Origin of the sequence: Brevibacillus brevis, assembly GCF_031583145.1 — a bacterium.
In the GTDB taxonomy this organism is placed as follows: domain Bacteria; phylum Bacillota; class Bacilli; order Brevibacillales; family Brevibacillaceae; genus Brevibacillus; species Brevibacillus brevis_E.
In genome coordinates, this window is the sequence record NZ_CP134050.1 from 866,393 (window position 1) to 883,880 (window position 17,488).

Consider the following 17,488-nt stretch of genomic DNA (forward strand, 5'->3'; position numbering starts at 1 on the left):
GAAAAAAAGGAGTAGCGTATGAATGCGAAGTTTTTGACAGGATGCAGGCTGATGACGGCGTTCCTTCTGACGATGGCAGCAACCGGTTGTTCGCTGCTGCCTGGCAGCCAGGAAAAAGGGGTAGAGCCCGCGACTCCCTCCTTGTCTCCGATCGTGGAAGTTTCGGAAGATTACTACGGCAGCCTTCCGCCGTACAAGCCCAACCAGACGCGAGGCATGCTCAGCGATACGAAATACCGCATTGACTTCAGTCACCTCGAGCTCGGGCTGATGGAATTTGCCCGCGACACGTTCCCGACTTCCGAGTACTACTTCCAGGAAGGCCAACAGATCAAAAAGGAACAGGTAACGGAGTGGATCGCCCAGGACAAGGCAAGTGCTACGGGCGGACAGAAGAAAAAAGGGATTCTGGTACACGTTCTGGAACATGACTACGTGACAAAGGACAAGGGGCAGTTGGCCGGAATGGTGCTTGGATTGTCGCTTTCCCCCGAATATCAGGACGCCACGGGACAGGATAAAATGTACACGACGCAGGAGCTTCAGGCGAAAGGCCAGCAGCTGGCATCCCGTATCGTGCAGTCGGTTCGTGTCAATACTCCGACGGTGCCGATGCTCGTCCTGCTTTATCAGGTGCCGGAAGCGAACTCATCGCTGGTGCCGGGCCACTTCATCATGTCCGGTACAGTCAACGCCAATGAGGCAGCCATCTCCAAATGGCAGCCGATCGATGAGGAGTTTTACTTGTTCCCGAGCTCGGACGTAGAAAAGAAATACGCCCAGCAGTCGCTGCAATATGACAAGCTGATGCGCCAGGCTCAGTCGTACTTTGGCGAATACGTCGGGATGACGGGTGTGGGCAGGTTCATGAGCGGAAAGCTGACGGAGCTGACCATCACCGCGACGGCAGAATACGATTCCCGCACCGAGGTCCTGCAGTTTACGCAATTTGCCGCAGGGGCAATCAACCAGCTGTTCGACAAGAGCGTGCACGTCAACCTGTACGTCCAGTCGATGAACAAACCGCTGGCGATCTACATTCGTCCGAACGCGGGCGAACCGTATATGCACATCTATCGGCAGTAACAATCAGAACAGACAGGCTCTTTCACCAAGACGTGAAAGAGCTTTTTTTCTGGCATCGGCAGCAAGTGTTCTCTATGACCGCAAACATTTGTGTATAACAGTGTGCATAAAATAAACAAATGTGTTCAAGGGAATGGGATGAGCCTGACCGTTGTTTTTTTGCAAAACATGCAAACAATATCGGAATGCACCGACGCGTGTTTTGTTGGTATGATCCTTGCATATATTTAAAGAGTGATCCTAACCATGGAAGAAACGATAAGGAGGCGTCACCATGCAAGTAGAATTCAAAAACGAACCGTTTACTAATTTTAGCTTGCCGGAAAATAAAAAGGCCTTTGAAGAAGCACTCGCGAAAGTGGAGAGCGAACTGGGCCGCGAATACGATCTGATCATCGGCGGAGAGCGCATCAAAACCGAGAAAAAATCCCGCTCCATCAACCCTTCCAATAAAGAGCAAGTCGTGGGTATCGTATCTCAGGCTGACCAGGCGCTGGCGGAAAAGGCGATTCAAGTGGCTGCCAGCACCTTCGAAACGTGGAAAAAGGTGCCGGGTACTTCCCGCTCCCGTTACCTGTACAAAGCGGCAGCCATTCTGCGCCGCCGCAAGCACGAATTCTCCGCATGGCTCGTGAAAGAGGCCGGGAAAAGCTGGGCGGAAGCAGACGCGGATACCGCAGAAGCAATCGACTTCATGGAGTACTATGGCCGTCAAATGGATAAGCTGTCCCAGCGCCACGACCTGCCGCGCATTCCGGATGAAGACAACGAGCTGTACTATGTTCCGCTTGGCGTAGGGATCGTCATCCCGCCGTGGAACTTCCCGCTCGCGATCATGGTAGGGATGACCACTGCAGCGCTGGTGGCGGGCAACACCGTCGTTCTGAAGCCGGCTTCCACGACTCCTGTCATCGCTGCGAAATTCATGGAAATCCTCGAGGATGCTGGCGTGCCGGCAGGCGTAGTGAACTTCGTTCCGGGCTCCGGCGGCGAAATCGGCGACTTCCTCGTCGAGCATACGCAAACCCGTTTCATCAGCTTCACAGGCTCCCGCGATGTAGGTCTGCGCATCAACGAGCTGGCTGCCAAACATCGTCCGGGACAAAAATGGATGAAGCGTCTGGTCGCGGAAATGGGCGGAAAAGACTCTATCGTTGTAGACAGCGACTGCGATATCGAACTGGCTGCACAAGCAATCGTAGCTTCTGCATTCGGCTTCTCCGGTCAAAAATGCTCCGCCTGCTCCCGTGCGATCGTACACCAGGACGTATACGATCAAGTGCTGGGCCGCGTCGTAGAGCTGACCAAAAACCTGACCGTCGGCGATGTGAGAAGCAACGAGTTCTATACAGGCCCGGTCGTGGACGACAAAGCGTACAACAAGATCCTCGAGTACATTGAGATCGGAAAAACAGAAGGCAAACTGGTTGCAGGCGGCGAGAAAGGTCCGGAAAGCGGCTACTTCATCCTGCCGACCGTATTTGCTGACGTCGCTCCGGATGCGCGCATCATGCAGGAAGAAATCTTCGGACCAGTGGTTGCGTTCTGCAAAGCAAACGACTTCGATCATGCGATGGAAATCGCCAACAACACCGAGTACGGCCTGACCGGCTCCGTCATCAGCCGCAACCGCGCCAACCTGGAGCGCGCACGCGAAGAATTCCACGTGGGCAACCTGTACTTCAACCGCAAGTGCACAGGCGCTCTGGTGGGCGTGCATCCGTTCGGAGGCTTCAACATGTCCGGTACCGACTCCAAAGCGGGCGGACCAGACTACCTCCTGCTGTTCACCCAAGCCAAACTGGTTTCGGAAAAACTGTAAGGCTTCCTCGCTCTAACAAAGCTGCCTCTTTCACGGAGGCGGCTTTTTTTTACAGATAGGAATTAAAAAAATTCCCATCCGGTATAAGGGCAGCTACTGCTCCACCAAAAGGCATAGCGTAACCAGTTTTTCGAATGCCCTTTTTGTCCAAACTAAAGACAAAAGAAGGCGCGGGCAGGTGAGAAAGCTGTTTACCTATGTAGTAACGGGGCTATCCGCATTTTTTCTCGTCTATTTGCTGATGCCGGCTGCGAATTGGCTGGCATGGAAGACCAAGCTGCTGGACATTCCGCGAGGGCGAAAGGGACATAGTCGGCCGATGCCGTTGTCTGGCGGGGTCGCCATGTTTGTCGGGATGATGGCAGTGTCAGTTTTTTTTGCATGGGTGCAAAAAACGGTTGCAGTTTTGGCGGTTGGCGGAGCGATATTGATCGCGATCGGGTGGGTCGACGACGCGTTCAAAGCACGGAGGAAGGATTTTCCGGCGTTACCCAAATTATTGGTGCAATTGTTGGTAGGAATAATGGTATTTTTCTTTGACATTCGCTTCCGGGGCGTCAGTCTTTCCTGGTTGGGCGGCGAGGATGACGCTTTTGTTACCTTTCCTGTCTGGATCTCGCTTCTCGCGACGGTCGTCTGGATTGTCGGTTTGATCAACATGGTCAATTTTTTGGATGGGGTAGACGGGCTTGCGGCTGGGGCGACGGTGTTCTCCGCTGTGACGCTGTTTTTTCTTTCCTTGGTAAAGGGACAGGAGCTCACGGCACTTTTGGCTGTGGCATTGGCAGGGGCTGCGCTTGCGTTTTTGCGCTTTAACTTTTATCCGGCAAAAATGTTCATGGGAGATGCGGGCTCGATGTTTTTGGGGTTTGCATTGGCTATTATTTCGTTGGAAGGAACAATGAAAGGGGCCACGCTGATTTCACTCGTGGTGACGGTTCTCGCATTGGGGCTTCCCGTGATGGATACTTTGCAGGTCATGATCAGTCGATTGCTCGCAGGATCTCCCATGTATCAAGCGGATCGGCGCCACGTGCACCATCGGCTGATGTCCCACGGATTGACCGCAAAACAGACGGTGGTGGTATTGTACGTCGTCAGCTTTTTGTTTTCTGCTTTATCGCTGTTTTTGTTCTACTTTCAGAGAATTTGAGGGCAATGGCAGGCGGCGCGGCGGTCGGTCTTTATTTCACGGCTGATGGCGTAAAGAAGCGAAACTGGTTGCGGCCGGAGTCTTTCGCCAAGTAGAGGGCTTTGTCTGCTTGCATCAAGAGCTGGTCGGCGTCGAGGGCTGTCGTCGGATAGAGGGCGATACCGATGCTTGCCGTGCATTGAAACTCGGCCCCATCGATATCCCATGGCTTTTGCAAAACGGTCAGAATACGGTTTGCCACCTTTTCGACCTGTTTGGACGACTGGATGGCAGTGAGGACGACGACGAACTCGTCTCCACCGAGACGGGCTACGGTATCCCCTTCGCGGACGCAGGACGAGAGCCGGTCCGCTAGCATTTGCAGGAACATATCTCCGGTATTGTGCCCGCTCGTATCGTTGATCTGCTTGAAGTGGTCGCAGTCAAGGAAGAGGACGGCGAGCATGTCCCCGTTTGCTTTTGCTGCCGCAAGGGCGTTGTTCAGGTGGATGTGGAGCAAACGCCGATTGGGCAGTCCCGTCAACACATCGTGATAGGCCAGGTACTCCAGTCTGGACTCCAGTTTTTTTCGTTCTGTGATGTCGCGGGTGACGGAAAAGACATGGGTGCATACGCCATCCTTGTTGAAAACAGGGGAAAGGATCGACTCTCCGATTACGTCGCCTTCACTCGTGTAGTGAATCGGCACACCGCCCTGGACGGCTTTTTTGTACATACAGCTCAATTCGGCCGCCTTGTGCGCGGGGTACACGTCTTCGATGCGCTTTCCGTAGGCTTCCTCCGTCAGATGGGCGACTTGCATGGCAGCGGGGTTCATCAAGACGTAGCGAAATTCCAGCTCGCCGGCCTCAGACTCCTCGACCGACATGAGAAAGAACATGTCCGACAGATGTTGAAAGAAGCTGGTCAGGATCTCCCCGTATTGGCTGATCAGTGTTTCAATGTCGAGCTTTGACATAGCTGTAGTCTCCTGATTGTAGGCTTGTCCACCATATTATAGTATAGCAAGCGACGCGTGGAAAATGATGAGCCGATGGTAGGAGTGCGGGGTTTACTGACGATTGGCGTAAGTGGTAAAGTAAGGTTATCCTTTTTTCCAGCAGACTGGCTTTGGGGAGAGGAGACGGAGGTGTGGCAAGACGAAAAACGCCCGGGCGCAGGCAGCCACCTTCCATGGAAAAAGAGTGATTGGAAAAACGAGGAGTTGTCCTATGCGTAAAAAGTTGCTTCCCGGCCTGATTCATCGCCTGCCGCAAAATGCGATGTCTCGGACGATGGGAAAGATTACGGCATCACGATTCAGCCGATTGGCGATTCAGCGTTACATACGCCATTACCACATAGATGCTACCGTCATCGAAAAGCCGGTCAGCCAATACCGCACCCTGAAAGAATTTTTTTGTCGCCGACTCAAGCCCGGCGCCAGGCCGATCGCTCCCGGAGCGAATGTCATCGTCAGCCCGGTTGACGGCACGGTTTCCCAATTGGGAGACATTTGCGAAGGGACGCTGATCCAGGCGAAAGGCAAAGAATTCGACGTCGTCGAGCTGCTCGGCGGCTCCACGGAAGAAGCCAAACGCTATTACGGCGGAAAGTTCATCACCATCTATTTGAGCCCGAGGGACTACCATCGGATCCACATGCCTGTCGAAGGCGATCTGGTCCGCTACAGCTACCTGCCCGGACGGCTTTATCCGGTCAACAAGCTGGGGATCGAAAATGTGGACCGGCTGTTCGCCCGCAACGAGCGCCTCGTCACCTACATCCACACAAACGGGCTGGGCGACATCGCGCTGGTCAAGGTAGGCGCCCTGTTCGTCGGAAGCGTCAAGGTCTCGTACAACACCGCTACGACCAACATCAAGCACGGCCGCCAAACCAACTCACCCATCCAAGGCACCCCGCATTACCAAAAAGGGGAAGAGCTCGGCTGGTTCGAATTCGGCTCCACCGTCATCCTCTTGCTGGAATCCAGCCACATCCAATGGGCGGAGGGAATCGCCGAAGGATGCTCCCTGCTCATGGGCCAGCTTTTGGCAGTCAAAAACGACTAAATAGCTGCCGCAAAACGCAGCGCCGCGAAAACTCCAAGGTCGCCGAACGTATGGCGGTTTGGGGTTTTTAAGTTTGCTGGGCGGGAAAGGGGCAGAAGGGTAAGCACCGTGTGTCATCACTCAGAAGACTTTGCCCCAGCAGGCTGTCCGTAGCTGAGACGAAAAAAGGCAAACGGCAGCGGAGGAACAATAGATTTTGGGCTATGATGATGGCGAGCATAGATGGATCGGATTGAGCGAAGACGAATGTTTGCCGAGTCCTCTTTGCTGAACATAATGGGCACCAGAATATTTTCCATCAGGAATAGAAGCTTTTAAGAATGCCCGTCAGACCACCTCAGCTGCTCAGGAAAAAGGGGAAAAAAGCGAAGGTCTTAGGGACACGACCCAGGCGGAGCGGAAAAAGTGGAACACGCTCGAGCGGCCACCCATGAGAAGCCTCCTGAGACGGCGACTTTGGCCGCCGTTCCACTTTTGGAGCGCAGCCGGCCAGTAAAGACATCCGCGAAGTGTCCCTACGAACCTGGAGCGTTTTCCCCTTTTTCCGCCCCCGCCGCTGAAGCCCGACGGGAGTCAAACTTCGAAGCGATTCCAGTCCATTTTGAAAGAATTATCGGTTAACGGAGGGTGAACCTCTAGTGTGTGAAAAAGTGTGAGACAGCGAAGCAAATCCTTCCATTCTTTTAAAAGCTCGCCAAAGAAACCAGCTGCCCAGGAAAAAGGGGAAAAAAGCGAAGGTCTTAGGGACACGACCCAGGCGGAGCGGAAAAAGTGGAACACGCTCGAGCGGCCACCCATGAGAAGCCTCCTGAGACGACAACTTTGGCCGCCGTTCCACTTTTGGAGCGCAGCCGGCCAGTAAAGACATCCGTGCAAGTGTCCCTACGAACCTGGAGCGTTTTCCCCTTTTTCCGCCCCCGCCGCTGAAGCCCGACGGGAGTCGAACTTCGAAGCGATTCCAGTCCATTTTGAAAGAATTATCGGTTAACGGAGGGTGAACCTCTAGTGTGTGAAAAAGTGTGAGACAGCGAAGCAAATCCTTCCATTCTTTTAAAAGCTCGCCAAAGAAACCAGCTGCCCAGGAAAAAGGGGAAAAAAGCGAAGGTCTTAGGGACACCACCCAGGCGGAGCGGAAAAAGTGGAACACGCTTGAGCGGCCACCTATGAGAGACTTCCTGAGACGACGACTTTGGCCGCCGTTCCACTTTTGGAGCGCAGCCGGCCAGTAAAGACATCCGTGCAAGTGTCCCTACGAACCTGGAGCGTTTTCCCCTTTTTCCGCCCCACCGCTGAAGCCCGACGAGGTAAACATCAAAGCAATCCCCTCACGGACCCTTTCCAACCCTGTTAAAATATTTTCAACCGACCCACATTCCTTTCCAACGACAGAAATCCCGTCGAAAATTGACTGAACCCGCTCTTTTCAAGTAAGATCAAAGTTATGTGATACAGATTCGGAGGTGGAAACATGAGTGCCATTACCCGCAAGGAAGTCGAGCACGTAGCCAATCTTGCCCGCTTGCAGCTGACTGAAGAAGAAGCAGAGCGTTATACCAAAGACCTCAACGCCATTTTGGAATTCGCCGCCAAGCTAAACGAGCTGGATACGTCCAACGTACCCCCAACCAGCCATGCGACCGACGTGAAAAACGTCATGCGCGATGACGTCAACCGCCCGTCCCTGCCGCGCGAGGAAGTGCTGAAAAACGCGCCGGATCACGAAGAAGGACAGTTTAAAGTACCAGCCGTGTTTGAATAAATCATCCAGGAGAAGAGAAGGGAGGAACCCACTGTGTCGCTGTTTGACAAGCGATTGTCGGAAATACATAGCGCCCTGCGCGCCAAGGAATTGTCCGTGACCGATCTGGTGCAGGCTTCCATCGCCAGCATCAAGGAGCACGACAACGAAATCAAATCCGTCCTGCACGTAGATGAAGAAGGGGCTCTTGCTCATGCCCGCCGATTGGACGAGCGTCTCGTCAAGGGAGGCGAAGAGCTGGGCCTCTTGTACGGTCTGCCGGCCGGACTCAAGGACAACCTCATTACGAAGGACGTCCGTACCACCTGCGCCAGCAAGTTTTTGGCCAACTTTGATCCCGTGCATGACGGGACCGTTTCCAAAAAGGTGAAGGACGCCGATGCGGTGATCGTGGCCAAGCTGAACATGGACGAGTTCGCCATGGGCGGCTCCAATGAAAACTCCGGCTTCTACCCGGCGAAAAACCCGTGGAACACCGAGTACGTACCCGGCGGCTCCAGCGGCGGTTCGGCGGCGGCCATGGCTGCGCGCCACTTCTACTTTACCCTCGGGTCGGATACAGGCGGCTCCATCCGCCAGCCAGCCGCTTTCTGCGGCGTGGTAGGGCTGAAGCCGACGTATGGCCGCGTATCCCGCTTCGGACTCGTAGCCTTCGCGTCTTCCCTTGACCAGATCGGTCCGGTGACGAAAAACGTGGAAGACGCTGCTTACGTCTTGCAGGCCATCTCCGGCCACGATCCGTACGATTCCACTTCCGCAGACGTCGAAGTGCCTGACTTCCTGTCCGCGCTGACCGGAGATGTCAAGGGGCTGCGCATCGGTGTGCCGAAAGAACTGATCGGCGAAGGCATCGATCCGGAAGTGCGCGACGCCGTGCTGGCTGCATTGAAGCAGCTCGAGAGCATGGGCGCGACCTGGAGCGAGGTATCCATGCCGCATACCGAGTATGCTGTGCCTGCGTATTACCTGCTCTCCTCTTCGGAGGCATCGTCCAACCTGGCCCGCTTTGACGGTGTACGCTACGGCGTGCGTGCCGACAATGCGTCCAACCTGATCGACCTGTACAAGGAATCCCGCAGCCAAGGATTCGGTCCGGAGGTAAAACGCCGGATCATGCTCGGTACGTACGCTCTGTCGTCCGGCTACTACGATGCGTACTACAAAAAGGCGCAGCAAGTGCGCACCCTGATCATCCAAGACTACAACAGCATTTTTGCCGACTTCGACGTGATTCTTCATCCGACGACCCCGTCCACGGCCTTCAAAATCGGGGAGAACGTCGACGATCCGGTCAAAATGTACCTGGAGGACATTTGCACCGTGCCGGTAAACCTGGCAGGACTGCCAGCGATCAGCGTGCCGTGCGGTTTCTCCCAGAAAGGGCTGCCGATCGGTCTGCAGATCATCGGAAAAGCGTTTGACGAATCCACCGTATTGCGCGTGGCGCATGCCTACGAACAGTCCGTCGGCTACCATCAGCGCAAGCCGGAATGGGTGAGGGGGTAAAGAGCATGAGCAAGTACGAAACCGTCATCGGCCTGGAGGTCCATGCCGAGCTGTCCACCAAGAGCAAAATTTTCTGCGGCTGCCCGACCGAATTCGGCGCGGAGCCCAATACCCATACATGCCCGATCTGCTTGGGCCATCCCGGCGTGCTGCCCGTCACCAACAGACAGGCTGTCGAGTTCGCGATGAAGGCGGCCCTCGCCCTCAACTGCGAAATCTCCCGCGAGACCAAGTTCGACCGGAAAAACTACTTTTACCCGGATTCTCCGAAAGCGTACCAGATCTCCCAGTACGACCAGCCGATCGGCTACAATGGCTGGATCGACATCGAAGTGAACGGGGAGACCAAACGCATCGGCATCACGCGTCTGCACCTGGAGGAGGACGCGGGCAAGCTGACGCACAGCGACTTCGGCGGCGAGTCCCTGGTAGACTTCAACCGCGTGGGCGTGCCGTTGATCGAGATCGTCTCCGAGCCGGACATCCGCACACCGGAAGAAGCGCGGGCGTACCTGGAAAAGCTGAAAGCGATCATCCAGTACACCGAAGTGTCCGACGTCCGCATGGAGCAAGGCTCGCTGCGCTGCGACGCCAACGTCTCCATCCGCCCATATGGCCAGAAGGAGTTCGGCACCAAGACCGAGCTGAAAAACATGAACTCCTTCCGCAACGTGCAAATGGGCCTGGAGTACGAAGTGCAGCGCCAGACCGAGGTAGTCTCTTCCGGCGGTACGATCGTGCAGGAAACCCGCCGCTGGGACGAAGCCAACCGGAAGACGGTCAGCATGCGTTCCAAGGAGGAAGCGCACGACTACCGCTACTTCCCGGATCCGGACCTCGTGCGCATGCAGATTTCCGAAGAGTGGATTGAAGCCGTCCGTGCAACGATTCCGGAGCTTCCCGACGCTCGCCAGGCGCGTTACGTAAACGAATTCGGGCTTTCCAGAGATGACGCGGCAGTCCTCACGATGTCCAAGGAGACGGCCGATTTCTTCGACGAAACCGTCAAGACGGGGGCCGAGCCGAAAGCGGTCGCCAACTGGCTGATGGTTGACCTCCTGGCCCATCTGAACGCCAACAACCTGGTCTTTGCCGACGTGAAAATGACGCCGCACGGACTGGGCGAAATGATCAAGCTGATCGCCGACGGCACGATTTCTTCCAAAATCGCGAAAACCGTCTTCAAGGAAATGGTGGAGACAGGCAAGGAACCGAAGAAGATCGTGGAAGAAAAAGGCCTGGTACAAATCAGCGACGAGGGTGCACTGCGCCAGATCGTCGTCGATGCGATCAACTCGAATCCGCAGGCAGTGGCCGACTACAAGGCCGGAAACGAAAAGGCAGCCGCTTTCTTCGTGGGCCAAGTGATGAAGCAGACCAAAGGCAAGGCCAACCCGCCGATGGTCAACAAACTGATTGCGGAAGTCTTGAAAGAAATGTAAAAGTGAAGCATAGCTGATCGAAGCCGGTCAGCTGGCAGGCGCTCCCCGACTCGTGCGGGCGGGCGCCTTTTTTGTACAAGCAACCCGATGACAATTCTGCCAGTCTGTATCATAATGGGTGTAGTTCCAGATACATACAGAGGAAATCGGGGGAGACTATGAAGCTTGCAGATTGGATCAAAAGAGGAACGGCAATGGCGCTGTGCGGAAGCTGCCTCGTCTTTTTGCCGGTTGTGGACGGAAACGCAGGGGCGGTTGTATACGCAGCCTCGGACAAGACCCTGTCGCTCACGGAAGCCCAAGCTGCCCGGATGGCCAAAGCGTGGCCGATCGACCTGAAAGATTACGAGCTTGCCGAGGTGTTTCCAGATGAGCGGCTGTCCCATGAGAGAGGCAGCGAGGTTTGGACGATCGACTGGAAACATACAAAAGATGAAAGCCAGCGAAAGTGGACGACGGTGGAGGCTTCCACCGGCAAGCTCCTGCGCTACTCGCGGTTCCAGGGGGACAAGCAGCCGGACGCTGGCGAACGGACCATTTCCCGAGCTGAAGCGTTGAAGCTGGCGGAGAAGTTTTTGCAGCTGGCAGCTCCCGAAGAGTTACAGCGGACGGCGAAAGACAACCAGTTCCAGTCGATAGAGCCTCACCCGCCGCGGGCAGGCATTTACGCGTTTTCCTTTGCGCGCGTGGAGAACGGCATTCCCTTTCTGGAAAATGCCTTGCAGGTGACGGTCGATATCCAGGGAGAAATCGTGTACTACGAACGGAACTGGTTCGACGGGGCGCTGCCTGATCCCGAGCCGAAGCTTTCGCTTGTGGAGGCGAGGAAGCGCTGGGAAGAGGCTGTACAGCCCTCGCTTGGCTACGTGTATGCAGGAGAAGAATTGATAAAGTACGGCTTGAAGCAAAAGAAGACCATTCTGGCCTACCATTACAACGAAAAAGCTCCGGTGCTCATCGACGCCTTGACCGGACAACCGTATAACATCCTGGGCGAAAGCGTGAGCCAGCCAGCCAAAATCGCACCGTTGGGAGAATCGGGTAAAGGTGCCAGGACAGCACAAAAGGAGCTGACCGAGTTCGAACTGAGAAATAGGGCGGATGGCATCGCCCGCGATCTCTTCGGCGCGGAGCCGGATCGAAGCAGGGTAGGTGGGACGACCTTTGTGGTCATGGACGATTTTGGCGAAGGAGGAGGCGGCAATAGCAGTTTGTTCTTCTATGTACGTCCCGCCAGCGGTGAGGAGAGGGAAAAGAGGTACTCGCTTGGCATGGATGACTACGGAAACGTGACGAATCTGTCGCTCGACGAGGAGCGGCGGGAAGAGAAGCGCGAAACGGTTTCCCATCCGATTTCGTACGAAAAGGCGCAAGCCATCGCGACTGATTTCGTCAAGAAGCTGTTGCCTGACCAGTTGGGCGAGCTGTACCCCGTCCAGCTTCCGCCTGCCGAAGAGAGCAAAAAGTATCTCTTTGGGCAAAACGGCGGCTACTTCATCGTTTTTGGCTGGCTCAAGCAGGGGATCCCGGTAGAACATCTGGAAACAGAGGTCATCGTCGATCCGGTGACAGGCGAAGTCAAAGGGGTGTACTCGATTCCGATCTATCAAAGGATGGAGGAGATTCCGCAACAGTCGGCAGGCATTGATGTGTCGCGGGCCAAGCAGGTGGAAGCGGAACAGCGGGAGCTGCTGCTGACTTATTTCATACCCCATCCCGAGTGGCGACAGGGCAGCTATTTGGTCAAACGAGAACCGAAACTCGCATACAGAATGACGGGCGACGACGGCGTGGTGGATGCGAACGAAGGCAAGTGGGTGAGCTTTACGGCGTACCGGCAGTCGAAAATCCCGGAGGATATCGCGACACATCCGCAACGTACGGCCTTGGTGAACGCGGTAGACAAAGGATATTTCCCTGTCGTGGGGAGCAAGCTCGAGCCGGAGAGACCCGTCACCCGTGGGGAGTTTGTGCGCATCCTTGTCCAGTCCAATCGGTTCTACGGCTTCGCGGACTCGTACCGTGAAGAGGTAGCCCTTGCCTTTTCCGACATTGCACAAAGCCATCCCCTCTATGAAACGATGAAAAAAGCCGCAAGTATAGGCTTGGCTCAGCCGAAAGCATCGGGGGCAGCGTTCGAGCCGGACCGGCCTGTAACCAAGCAGGAAGCACGCGAAATGATAGGCGACTTGCTCGGCTCGGATTTGAGAGATCGCGTCTTTCAGCAAGTGGGGAAAGTGCGGCAGCTCCACGACCATTTGACGCTGGCGGATGCGGCCGTTTTGCTCAGCGAGATGGAGTCCGCAGCTAAAGCGATGCGGTAACTGGCGGCGAGTGGCTGCACAAGGATCGCTCGGATAAAAAAGCACGGCTGTCTCTGGGCAAGCTCTCGAGACAGCCGTTTTTTAGGTTATTCGGACAGAGCTTTCTGCATATTCTCCAACAATGCCGCCGCCCGCTGCTCTTGGCTCTGGATGTTTTGCAGCAGCTGGATCGCCTTTTGGCTCTCTGCTGGGGCGTTTGGTTCGCCGCCAGCAGGAAACGGAAAGAGTAGGCAAAGCTCGGCGTACCCTTCGGCGATTCCTCCATACAAGTCCGCCGCTTCCAGCCAGGAGGGGCGAACGGCGTCAAATGCGGAGTCGGTCCATGTGTCGGCCAGCTCGCGCCAAAATGCGGAGGCGTTGCGGCGGGCATCATGGACGACCGCCAGCGTGTAGGAGTTTCCGTTCGGTTCGATGCCCCGCTTTTCAAAGGCTTCCAGCCATTTGGCGTACGCTTCCAACCCGTTTACGGCTCCGCATCCTGGTTCTGTTCCCCGGTAGTGCTCGATCGCCATTTGCAGAGCCCCGATGAGCATCTGGCGTTGATCGGTTTCCACTGCCTCCCCGAGAGTGAGGACAAACAAATCCTCCATCAATCCGCGACCCAGATGATCGTACGCAATCGTAGCGTTATGACCGCAGTTGTCCCCGGCATGCAGCTGTTTTTGTTCGTCGTCGTACCCGTATATCAGCCCGAACTCGGGAATGAACAAGTCCCAGGCCGCGACCGGATAGCCTCGATCGATGGAACGATGGATCAACTCCAACGCTCGCGGAAGCATCTGGGAGAGCTCCCGTTTCTCGCGGGCTTTCGCGCCGAGCAGGGAGGGATCTACAAAATTGGCGTTGACCCCGATATTTTCGCCCGGCTTGAAATCGTTGACGACGTGGGAGGAGAAACCCATATTTCGCAGGCCCTGTTGCAGCACTTCGTTAAAGGGGAACATGGTAGGACCGGCAATATGGATCTGCTCCGGGACGACCGTCAAACGGAAGGCGTGCCCGGAAAGTCCCATCACCATCGGGAGGGAGAAGCTGCGGCCGGCAGCATTCACCATCCCGTGCAGGGCCATCGCACACGTCACCCAGGTCTGTAAACCAAACGCTTCCGGCGTCTTCAAAACCGCTTTTTTCATCATACTCGCTTCCTTTCGAGACAGGACGTATTGGTCAACAGCGACGCGAGTTTTTTCCTGGAGCAGCTTTTTGCGCGAACGGGACAGGAGCTGGTAGACATTTGCCTGAGAAATCTGGAACAGCCGGGCGATCTCCTGCGGCGAGAGATGGTCGAAAAAGTGGGACTCCACAATCCGCCGCTCCCGGGCACTCAGACAGTGGAGCATGCCGGTGATCGTTTGCAAGAGCTCCTTGCGTACGAGTACATCCTCGGGAGTTTCCCCAGGGTTGGCAGGCTGCGACCATCGGCGGCCCAATCGGTGCAAAATGCTGTCCAAGTCTTCCCAGTCGGTGTTCTCTTGCATGGATGGAGCGGAGGACAGCCCGGAAAAGACCTGCTCCCGTTTTTGCGGCGCCTTTTGCAGACGGGTGTAGGCCTGGTTTCGCACGATCCGGTGCAGCCAAGGCAAAAAACGCCGGCTGTCTACCAATGTGCCCAGGTGCAAAAACGCCCGGATGAGCGCATCCTGTACGATGTCTTCCGCAAGAAAAGGCTCCTGCGTGTACGAGCGCGCATACCCGTATACCTTGGCGCGATGCCGCCTGACCAGCTCGCCAAACGCCTCGCGGTCGCCTGCCTTGGCCCGCTCTACCAGGATGTCGTCTGCCGTTTGCTGCTCTTCCTGCTCCTCGTGTCGACTCAAGATCGTGGCATCCATCGAAATAACTCCTCGCTTGTTTGTTGACTTGCTACATAGACTCGAACAGGGCGGATTTTCTGACAACGTCCCCGAAAATTTTTTGTGCAGAATCGGGAAAGGGATTATTTGTAACCATTTCCACTCTCCCCTATAATGAACATACACGAATATGAAGGGGGAAGAAAGCAGATGAAACTGATTTCCGTCACCGGTGAAAATGTGCCGCCAAGCAAAGGAGGATCGCCTGCGGAGACGTTCGACCGTTCCATCGCGACGTATGAAGAGAACGGCGAACAAAAGACCCTGACCGTTACGTATGTCCGCTACTTCGCGAAGGTGCTGGCCGAGCGCGGCATCTACGACGAGGAGGCGGAGGGCGTCCCGGTCCATCACCTGGTCGCGCTGCTGTTCGCGGAAAAATATCCGAACCTTCCGGAAAAACGCCATTACATCAACGACACCGATTCGTTCACGGCGCTGTTCGAAGGCTTTTCGCTTGCTGCGTTCCGGGATCGCTATCCGGGATTGATCGGGCACACCGTGGCGTAGCGGCCTAGGCCCGCGTTTGTGTCCGCAACCATCGGGAAGGAGGAATGCGGATGATCGATGTCAAGCAAGTCAGCAAACGATTTGGCCAGTTGACGGCAGTCGACGATATTTCTTTTCGGGTGGAGGCGGGAGAAGTGTACGGCCTGCTCGGGGAAAACGGCGCGGGAAAGACGACCACCATGCGCATGATGGCGACCATTTTGCAGCCCACCGAGGGAGATATCGAGATCAGCGGGTATTCCGTCCGGCGCGATCCGGTCGAGGTCCGGCGCCGCATCGGCATCCTGTTTGGCGGGGATGTAGGCTTGTACAATCGCTTGACAGCCCGCGAGAACATCGCGTATTTCGGCAGCCTGTACGGACTTGAGCCGGCACATCTGCAAAAGCGGATCGACAGCCTCAGCCGGATGCTGGACATGGAGGATTTTATCGACAGGCGAGTCGCTGCCTTTTCGCGGGGGATGAAGCAAAAGGTGGCGATCGCCCGCACGCTCGTCCACGATCCGGATGTGATCCTCCTCGATGAGCCGACGACCGGCCTGGACGTGACGGCCGCCAATATCTTCCGACGCATGGTAGGCCGCATGCAGGAGGAAGGCAAAACGATTTTGTTCTCGAGTCACAACATGGGAGAGATCAACAAGCTGTGCAAGCGGATTGCCCTGATTCACAAAGGGCGGCTCCGGTTTGCGGGGACGCTGGACAGCTTGCGGGAGCGATTCGGCATCGCCGATCTTGACGACATTTTCATGGCCGTGGTGGAAGGGAGCGAGAGCTGATGGGCAGGGGAGTCGTTTGGACCGTCTTTCAAAAGGAAATGCTCGACCTGCTGCGCGATCGCAAGACATTGCTGGGAACATTCTTGGTTCCGTTGGTCATTATTCCATTTGTCTTCTTTTTGCTCGGAATGTCGTACAGCAACGTGGAAAAAGAGGCCCGTGCCTATGTGCCGATCGCGATCGAAGGGGAGTCCGGGCTGGTCGCGGCCCTCAAGGAAATACCGGGCGTGCGCATCCTGGCGCCGGACGATCCGGAGCAAGCCCTGCAAGCGGGGACGCTGCGGGCGGTCATTACCATTCCGCCAGCCTTCGACGAGAAGATCCGTACTGGAGGAACGGCTGAGCTGACGGTCTCCTACGATTCCACCAACCAAAAGTCCGTGTACGCGCGGGACGTGATCGAGCAGACGGTGAAGACGTACAGCCAGAAAATCGTCGCGAACCGTTTGAAGCAGGCCGGCCTGTCCGAGGGGGCTATCGAACCGATCGCTTCGACCTTTCAAAACGTAGCCACCGAGGAGAGGCTGTCCGGGGGCATGCTGGCGGGGATCATCCCGCTGATGCTGGTCGTGTCGCTCGCGTCGGGCGGAGTCGCTTCGGCCAATGATCTGATCGCCGGGGAAAAGGAGCGGGGCACGCTGGAGTCGCTCATGACCGCCCCGATTGCCGCCAACCACATCCTGACCGCCAAGCTGCTGACTGTCATGGTGATGAGCTGTTTGAGTGCGGCGGCTTCGCTGGTATCACTCTCGCTAGTCTTGGGCCTCGGCCCCTTGGACATGGAGGGGGCGGGCTTCACTCTCGGGTTCATCTCGCCTTCTACCTTGCTCGTGCTTGTGCTGACCATTCTGGTGCTAGCCGCTACGTTCGCTGGCCTGGAGCTCGTATTGAGCACGATCGCGAAGTCGTTCAAGGAAGGGCAGACCTATATGAGCGGCGTCATTTTCGTGGCGATGGTCCCCTCCTACATGCTGATGCCGCTCAATCCGGTCGACGTTCCCGCTTATTATTATTTTCTGCCCGTATTCAACGGTGTGGCTCTTTGCAAGGAAGTCTTTTACGGAAAAGTCGATCCGCTGCACGGTCTGATCGGCCTCGGGACGTCGCTGGTGTATGTGGCGGTAATCATCGCCCTGACGTCCAAACTGTTTCGCAGGGAAGGGGCCGTCGTCAAAAATTGAGGCGGCTTCTCCCCGGTGT

The 17,488-nt window shown here is 56.0% G+C and carries 13 protein-coding genes; 11 read left to right on the forward strand and 2 right to left on the reverse strand.

Annotated elements, in window-relative coordinates; genetic code table 11:
* Positions 1 to 18 precede the first annotated feature (18 nt).
* The 3 genes from RGB73_RS04505 (at position 19) to RGB73_RS04515 (ending at position 4,061) form a co-directional block, all read left to right on the forward strand.
* Positions 19 to 1,086, forward strand: coding sequence for a CamS family sex pheromone protein (locus RGB73_RS04505; protein WP_310769530.1), 1,068 nt, complete (start codon positions 19 to 21; stop codon positions 1,084 to 1,086).
* Positions 1,087 to 1,360: 274 nt separating this feature from the next.
* Entirely contained in the window at positions 1,361 to 2,908 is a 1,548-nt protein-coding gene (gene pruA, locus RGB73_RS04510; RefSeq protein ID WP_310769531.1) for an L-glutamate gamma-semialdehyde dehydrogenase, read from the forward strand.
* A 178-nt stretch (positions 2,909 to 3,086) separates the two neighbouring features.
* Positions 3,087 to 4,061 (forward strand): MraY family glycosyltransferase, encoded by a 975-nt coding sequence (locus tag RGB73_RS04515; RefSeq protein ID WP_310769533.1) that lies wholly within the window; start codon positions 3,087 to 3,089, stop codon positions 4,059 to 4,061.
* Positions 4,062 to 4,092: 31 nt separating this feature from the next.
* Here the strand turns inward: RGB73_RS04515 and RGB73_RS04520 are convergent, their stop codons facing one another.
* Entirely contained in the window at positions 4,093 to 5,019 is a 927-nt protein-coding gene (locus tag RGB73_RS04520) for a diguanylate cyclase domain-containing protein (RefSeq protein WP_310769535.1), read from the reverse strand.
* Positions 5,020 to 5,272: 253 nt separating this feature from the next.
* On the opposite strand from RGB73_RS04520, the gene asd reads away from it, so the two are divergent.
* From asd to RGB73_RS04545, 5 genes are all read left to right on the forward strand, one after another.
* Positions 5,273 to 6,115 (forward strand): archaetidylserine decarboxylase, encoded by an 843-nt coding sequence (asd, locus tag RGB73_RS04525; RefSeq protein WP_310769537.1) that lies wholly within the window; start codon positions 5,273 to 5,275, stop codon positions 6,113 to 6,115.
* 1,468 nt (positions 6,116 to 7,583) lie between these two features.
* Positions 7,584 to 7,874, forward strand: a complete 291-nt coding sequence (gene gatC, locus RGB73_RS04530) for an Asp-tRNA(Asn)/Glu-tRNA(Gln) amidotransferase subunit GatC (protein ID WP_310769539.1) — start codon at positions 7,584 to 7,586, stop codon at positions 7,872 to 7,874.
* 33 nt (positions 7,875 to 7,907) lie between these two features.
* Entirely contained in the window at positions 7,908 to 9,380 is a 1,473-nt protein-coding gene (gene gatA / locus RGB73_RS04535; protein WP_310769541.1) for an Asp-tRNA(Asn)/Glu-tRNA(Gln) amidotransferase subunit GatA, read from the forward strand.
* Positions 9,381 to 9,385: 5 nt separating this feature from the next.
* On the forward strand, positions 9,386 to 10,822 hold the full coding sequence (gene gatB, locus RGB73_RS04540) for an Asp-tRNA(Asn)/Glu-tRNA(Gln) amidotransferase subunit GatB (RefSeq protein WP_310769543.1): 1,437 nt from the start codon (positions 9,386 to 9,388) through the stop codon (positions 10,820 to 10,822).
* A gap of 158 nt (positions 10,823 to 10,980) precedes the next feature.
* On the forward strand, positions 10,981 to 13,146 hold the full coding sequence (locus tag RGB73_RS04545; protein ID WP_310769546.1) for a YcdB/YcdC domain-containing protein: 2,166 nt from the start codon (positions 10,981 to 10,983) through the stop codon (positions 13,144 to 13,146).
* An 86-nt stretch (positions 13,147 to 13,232) separates the two neighbouring features.
* Here RGB73_RS04545 and RGB73_RS04550 read toward each other — a convergent pair whose 3' ends face one another.
* Positions 13,233 to 14,978 carry an RNA polymerase sigma factor gene (locus RGB73_RS04550; protein ID WP_310769548.1) on the reverse strand — a complete coding sequence of 582 codons (1,746 nt, stop codon included), beginning with the start codon at positions 14,976 to 14,978 and terminating at the stop codon, positions 13,233 to 13,235.
* A 171-nt stretch (positions 14,979 to 15,149) separates the two neighbouring features.
* Here RGB73_RS04550 and RGB73_RS04555 point away from each other — a divergent pair, with 171 nt between their 5' ends.
* The 3 genes from RGB73_RS04555 to RGB73_RS04565 are packed head-to-tail and all read left to right on the forward strand — an operon-like array spanning position 15,150 to position 17,469.
* Positions 15,150 to 15,509: a hypothetical protein gene (locus RGB73_RS04555; RefSeq protein ID WP_310769550.1), complete on the forward strand. Its 360-nt coding sequence runs from the start codon at positions 15,150 to 15,152 to the stop codon at positions 15,507 to 15,509.
* 50 nt (positions 15,510 to 15,559) lie between these two features.
* Positions 15,560 to 16,288 (forward strand): ABC transporter ATP-binding protein, encoded by a 729-nt coding sequence (locus RGB73_RS04560; protein ID WP_310769552.1) that lies wholly within the window; start codon positions 15,560 to 15,562, stop codon positions 16,286 to 16,288.
* Positions 16,288 to 17,469, forward strand: coding sequence for an ABC transporter permease (locus tag RGB73_RS04565; RefSeq protein WP_310769553.1), 1,182 nt, complete (start codon positions 16,288 to 16,290; stop codon positions 17,467 to 17,469). The genes RGB73_RS04560 and RGB73_RS04565 overlap by 1 nt, the downstream gene beginning before the upstream one ends.
* Positions 17,470 to 17,488: the final 19 nt, after the last annotated feature.